The following is a 5174-nucleotide window of genomic DNA, read 5'->3' on the forward strand; positions in this document are numbered from 1 at the left end:
GCAATACGGCGCTGCACGGGGGCTGGCTCCAGGGTGCGCAGGAGCTGGCGACACAGTCTGAGCGTGAGGGAACCCTTTCTCGTGTGGTGCTCCTCTCCGATGGCCAGGCCAATGGGGGAATTATGGATACTGCCACGATCTGTGCTCAGTGCAAGGAGATGGCGGGAGCGGGGATCAGCACGACGACCATCGGGCTGGGACGCAGCTTTAATGAGGAGCTGATGGTGGGCATGGCCAAGGCGGGGCAAGGGGAGAACTACTTCAGCCAGAGTGCCGAAGACCTCTACAAGGGTTTCGCGGAAGAGCTGGATCTCGTGGAGGCGCTGCATAGCCGCCAGCTCTCCGCAACTCTCGTCCCCGGTGCGGGCGTGATCGTTGAGGTGCTCTCCCAAGAGGAGATCCGAGCGGATGCCCCAATACCCCTCTCCGACCTGGCCTACGGCGCGGAGACATGGCTTCTGGTGCGCCTACACCATGGGGCAAAGGAGGAGGGGAGCCACGCCCTACTCTCAGTGAGCGTCTCGGGCAAGAACATGGACGGGGCGAGCTTTACGATTGCGCCGAGTCTGCTGGAGCTCCCCGCACTGGAGGCTAGCACCTGGTCTGCGCTGCCCGAAGAGGAGTTGCTCGTCAGCCGTCGAGCGGAGTCTTTGAGTGCTCGTCTCCTGCTCTCGTTGCGCCGTCGTTTGGGCCGTGGCGACCGTGCGGGTGCGGAGCGTGCGCTAGCGGAGCTACGGGAGCTGGGTGCGGAGCATGGGTGGATCGCGGACAGCGTGGTGCAGATGGAGCGGCTTCTGGAGCAGGATGTGGCGCTGGCCTCGAAGGAGGCACTCTATAAATCGCGTAAGATGCAGACACGTCTGGCGGCACCTTCCGAGAGCAGCTACACGGGCACAGAAGACGATAAGCTCGATGTCCCTACATTTCTTCGGCGACGGTAGAGAGGGATGAGGGAACATGTGGGGAAAACACACCTGATCCAACAATCTCCCGAGCTACCCAGCACTCTCCAGTCCTGGTGGGATCGTGAAGGGCTACGGCTTCCCCTCCTCCTCGTGCTCTGTGGCTCCCAGCTCTCCACCATGCGTGAGCTGGGCATGCAGACCGCCCCGCTCTTTGGCAGGTTCAACGCGGGCATCTGGCGACTGGAGCCACTGGACTATGGAGACAGCGCTCTGTTCTACCAAGACACCACTTACACCACCTCAGAGAAGCTCCTACTCTACGGTATTCTTGGCGGCACACCGCTCAGTGCAGCTCGTGGTCGCCATCGGGTTGGAAAGGACTAAGGAAATGCTGGCCGGCGGCATATTGCAATGGGCTGGGGCCGGTGATGATCCATCACGCAAGCAGTAGGCGCATCGAAAGCGAAAAATAATACCCGAAAGGGCGGATGACCGGGATTGAACCGGCTACCTCCAGAGCCACAACCTGGCGCTCTAACCAAATGAGCTACACCCGCCACGAATGCAGGCAGAATTGTATCGCGGCTCTGTCAGCTTCGCAAGTGCTCACAAAGCTCGACGATAACGCCGTCGGGATCGTGGCAGTAGCAGAGGCGCTTCTGGACTCCCTCGACAATCCGAAACGGAACGGTGACAGGTGGCGAGACAAAGCTTACGCTCGCCGCGCTGAGCTTTTGGTGCCAGCTGTCCAGATCCGTCACTTCCAAGGCAAAGTGTCGCAAGCCTTGCGTGTGTGGTAGGGCATTGGGCATCAGTGCTGTGCCCTCAGGGTTGATGTACTGCAAGATTTCAATCCGGCATCCGCCACCGTCGGGCATCACAAAGACGCAGTGTGCCTGCGCGTTTTTGCAGCCTGTCACCTCCTCAATCCACTCTCCCTGAAGCATAACATCAAAGGTCTGGCGCATCCCGAGAAGGCCGATATAGAAATCCAAGGTGCGCTGCATGTCAGCGACGACAATGTTAAGGTGGTTGATCGTCATCGGTATCAGGCGAGCTTTCGTAGGGCCTTCACAAATACCTGGGCCTGGCGTGACATTCCCAGATCGGTGGGATGAACACCATCAACCGTGCCTTCGCCATCGTCGCCCCAGGCACCGCGCATCGGGAGATAGTGCAGGTGGGGAAGTCCTTCGCGTGTGAGCTTCTCGATGGCTTCACGGGTGAGCTTGCTACGGGACGGCTCCTTGGGGTTGTCGAGAAACGCATCCCCGGCGCAGAGGATTGGGGTGGTAGGGCGCTTTGCCCGAAGCTGGCGCACAAAGGGCTCTAGGCGCTCCCGAACCTGCTCGTCGCTCATGTTGCGTAGGCAGTCGAGCACGTAGACCGAGGCGTCTAGCTCTGCCAGTAGCTCCGCCAGCGCCAGCTCCATCTTGCCATTGCCGGAGAATCCCAGGTTGAGATGCGCCCGGTCTAGTGTGCGTGCCGCGATCGCGGTAAAGGCCATGCCAGGCCGTGAGGCGCACCCGCCTTGGGTGATGGAAGTTCCGTAGAAGACAATCGGCTTGTGCTTGCGCGGCGGCGGTGGCAGAAGCGCCTGACCAGGGACGGTGCCAATTTCAAGGCGCGTGGTGCTATTGTAGAGCGGGAAGTAGACACAGAACTCACGGGGAGCGCCGCTGGCCCCTGCGACAACAATCTGATTGCCCACTTGCTGGCGCGGCTGTCCCACAGCTAGAAAACGCATCGTACCCTGGCTATCGCGCCCGTAGAGATCCACGCCGGAGACGCCTGAGGCGGGCATGTGGGGCATGGCTAGCTCGCCGCCTACCGACCAGCGGATTCCAATCTGGGGGCTCGCCGTCACAAAGCGAAAGCACATGCCGGCGCTGTGGTGCGAGAGGCTCCAAACCGACGGTGGCACGGTGGCTTGCGCTTTTGTGGGCAGACGATCAAAAGGCGCATCGGTATTTGCCCAGCCCTTGCCCTCAATCTCTTCGCTGCGGACACTCCGCCACTCTAAACCTTGTTGCTCCATACACCCCACCTCCCAAAACACCAGCCCCAGAAGTCGTCTCCGTCGCTGCGTTCTCATTGTCCTCTTAGGCATATCGTCGGCAAAATCCTGTATAGTGGAGAGGATGGAACAAGAGCCTGAGCTGCCGCCCATACCCACGAAGATCCGCTTTGCCGCGCGCTACCGGGAAGCCCCTAAGGCACGTAAAGACATCAGCCTGCGTCTTTTCGTGCTCTTGATTCTCCTGATCTCCGCCATGGGCTGGCACGGAATTCGCTCCATTGGGCAGTTTCTCTCTCTCATGGACCAGCGCTACGCCCACCCGTCGCCCTCGCCCACCCCTGAAATCGAGATTCGCTTCGAGCCCTCAGGAGCGACCAAGTGACCCTCCAGTACGATGCCAGTGAGGCAGATATTGTCCTTGCCAATCAAGAGCTCGCGGTCACACTCGAGGGAAAACAGCTCTGGCAACGTCTGCGGCGCTTTCGAATGGTGGTCGGTGGCGTTGTTGGAGCCATGACTTGGGCTCTCTCCTCGCTGCCGCTTCTCTGGCTCCCGCTCTATGTGATTGGCTGCGTGCTTCTTCTTGGCGTCTTCCTCGACTCCGCCCTGCGCCGAAACGATATCCGCATGACGATCCGCCGCCTTGTCAAAGACAGCAAGGGAAAGGGGATTGTGGGGGAGCGCCGCATGACGCTCACTCCCGAGGGGCTGGTCGTGGTTTCGGAAACCGGGAGTCAGACCGTTTTCTGGTCGGCTTTGGAAAAACTGCTGGAGACACCCAGTTTTCTACTTTTTCAGAGATCCGAGCGCGACTACGTTCTCTTGCCAAAGCGTGTCTTTACCACGCCGCAACATCAGGCAGAGTTTCTCGCCGCCGTCGAGCGCTTCCGTCAGGGGCAGGCACAATCAGGCGCTGAGCCGCTTAAGCAAACCCAGGCGTGGTATCAGAGCAAGGATCAGGTGGGGTAGGCCATGGCAGTATGGCGCGTGGAGCTACTAGGGGGGCTTCGGGTGAGAGGTGAGAGTGGTCTTATCACCCAGTTCCCGGCACGAAAGACAACCGCACTGTTGGTCTTGCTTGCGCTACGCCCTGAACGCGTCCAGCCCCGTGAGGAGCTCGCCGCCCAGCTCTGGCCCGACGCCCCGTTTGAGAGCAGCCGCAATAGCCTCAAGCAAGCCCTCTCGGTGCTTCGCAAGCAGCTTGGCCCGATCTTTGAGACGACGCACTTTGGAATTCGCCTCTGCCCGGGCATGGTCGAGACCGATGTGGCGCAGTGGGAGGCACTGTTCCAGCAGGGACGCTACCGGGAGGCAGAGACCCTCTGGCGTGGCGAGCTTCTGCCCGGCTACTACGAAGACGGGATCGTGGCCGAGCGGGAGCAGCTCAATGCGCTCCGAGAGTCTGCCTGCCCTGAGGATGCTCCCTGGCGTGAGCGGCAGGTGGTGCTTCCTAGCCTCCTCACACGGTTTGTTGGGCGCGATGCCCAGCTCTCCCAATTCGCAGCGCTTCTCCAGACGGAGCGCTGGATCACTCTTGTCGGGCCGGGAGGGATGGGCAAGACGCGGCTGGCGATTCAAGCCGCTCAGCAACAATCGCTTCATGATCTCTATTTTGTCTCGCTTATCGAGCTTCAGAGCCCAAGTCAGCTTCTGGCTGTTATCGCTGAGGTCGTGCGGCTACCTCTGAGCGCAAGCCAGGATCTGTTCGAGACACTGGTTGGTTTTCTTGCAGATCGCCCCACGCTTCTGGTCTTGGATAATGCGGAGCATCTTGAGCGCACGGAGCTGGCCTCTCTCTGTCAGCGCTTGCTAGAGCGTCTCCCACAGCTGCGTTTGCTCGTCACCTCGCGGCAGGTGCTGGGCGGGGGCGGGGAGTATCGGTTTGCCCTGCCTACCCTACCAATCATGCATGAGGCAGTGCCACTTTTCTTAGATCGTGCGCGACGGTGGGCACCGGATTTTGCCAACTCCGACGAAGTCGCGCGCCTCTGTGAACTTCTGGAAGGTATTCCACTTGCCATTGAACTCTGCGCCGCTTGGGTGGGAGCCCTGACCGCCCCACAGATGCTGGCACGCCTAGAGCAGCACGACACGCGCCTGCTCTCTGGCAAAGACAGCACCCTCCCCAAGCGGCACCGCAGTGTGGAGGCCGCCTTTCAAGGGAGCTATGGGGCGCTCACGGCGTCCCAGCAGCAGCTTCTCCGAGACTTGACGGTGTTTCAGGGCGGGTGGACTCTGGAGGCGGCAGA

Annotated in this window: 6 protein-coding genes, 1 tRNA gene and 1 pseudogene; 5 read left to right on the forward strand and 3 right to left on the reverse strand. The window is 60.7% G+C overall.

Features of this window, described 5'->3' with window-relative positions; translation table 11 throughout:
* Both AC1XOS_RS19450 and AC1XOS_RS19455 read left to right on the forward strand, forming a co-directional pair.
* Positions 1 to 941 (forward strand): annotated as a pseudogene (locus tag AC1XOS_RS19450) (hypothetical protein); the annotation flags it as partial.
* Positions 942 to 947: 6 nt separating this feature from the next.
* Entirely contained in the window at positions 948 to 1289 is a 342-nt protein-coding gene (locus AC1XOS_RS19455; protein WP_481963876.1) for a hypothetical protein, read from the forward strand.
* A gap of 99 nt (positions 1290 to 1388) precedes the next feature.
* On the opposite strand, the gene AC1XOS_RS19460 is transcribed toward AC1XOS_RS19455, so the two are convergent.
* From AC1XOS_RS19460 to AC1XOS_RS19470, 3 genes are all read right to left on the reverse strand, one after another.
* Positions 1389 to 1462: transfer RNA gene (locus AC1XOS_RS19460), tRNA-His, on the reverse strand.
* A gap of 33 nt (positions 1463 to 1495) precedes the next feature.
* Positions 1496 to 1948: a VOC family protein gene (locus AC1XOS_RS19465; RefSeq protein WP_481963877.1), complete on the reverse strand. Its 453-nt coding sequence runs from the start codon at positions 1946 to 1948 to the stop codon at positions 1496 to 1498.
* Positions 1949 to 1953: 5 nt separating this feature from the next.
* Positions 1954 to 2943, reverse strand: coding sequence for an SGNH/GDSL hydrolase family protein (locus AC1XOS_RS19470; protein WP_481963878.1), 990 nt, complete (start codon positions 2941 to 2943; stop codon positions 1954 to 1956).
* A 103-nt stretch (positions 2944 to 3046) separates the two neighbouring features.
* Between AC1XOS_RS19470 and AC1XOS_RS19475 the strand changes: the two genes are divergently transcribed.
* The 3 genes from AC1XOS_RS19475 to AC1XOS_RS19485 form a co-directional block, all read left to right on the forward strand.
* Entirely contained in the window at positions 3047 to 3307 is a 261-nt protein-coding gene (locus AC1XOS_RS19475) for a hypothetical protein (protein ID WP_481963879.1), read from the forward strand.
* Positions 3304 to 3894: a YcxB family protein gene (locus AC1XOS_RS19480; RefSeq protein ID WP_481963880.1), complete on the forward strand. Its 591-nt coding sequence runs from the start codon at positions 3304 to 3306 to the stop codon at positions 3892 to 3894. Before AC1XOS_RS19475 ends, AC1XOS_RS19480 begins: the two co-directional genes overlap by 4 nt.
* Positions 3895 to 3897: 3 nt before the next feature.
* On the forward strand, positions 3898 to 5174 hold a 1277-nt coding region (locus AC1XOS_RS19485; protein ID WP_481963881.1), incomplete at its 3' end, for an AfsR/SARP family transcriptional regulator.

The organism is Armatimonas sp. (assembly GCF_964826245.1).

Excerpts from the sequence above, each read along its gene's own strand:
- AC1XOS_RS19455 (WP_481963876.1), top strand. The coding sequence starts at position 948 with ATGAGGGAACATGTGGGGAAAACACACCTGATCCAACAATCTCCCGAG.
- AC1XOS_RS19465 (WP_481963877.1), bottom strand. The coding sequence starts at position 1,948 with ATGACGATCAACCACCTTAACATTGTCGTCGCTGACATGCAGCGCACC.
- AC1XOS_RS19470 (WP_481963878.1), bottom strand. The coding sequence starts at position 2,943 with ATGGAGCAACAAGGTTTAGAGTGGCGGAGTGTCCGCAGCGAAGAGATT.
- AC1XOS_RS19475 (WP_481963879.1), top strand. The coding sequence starts at position 3,047 with ATGGAACAAGAGCCTGAGCTGCCGCCCATACCCACGAAGATCCGCTTT.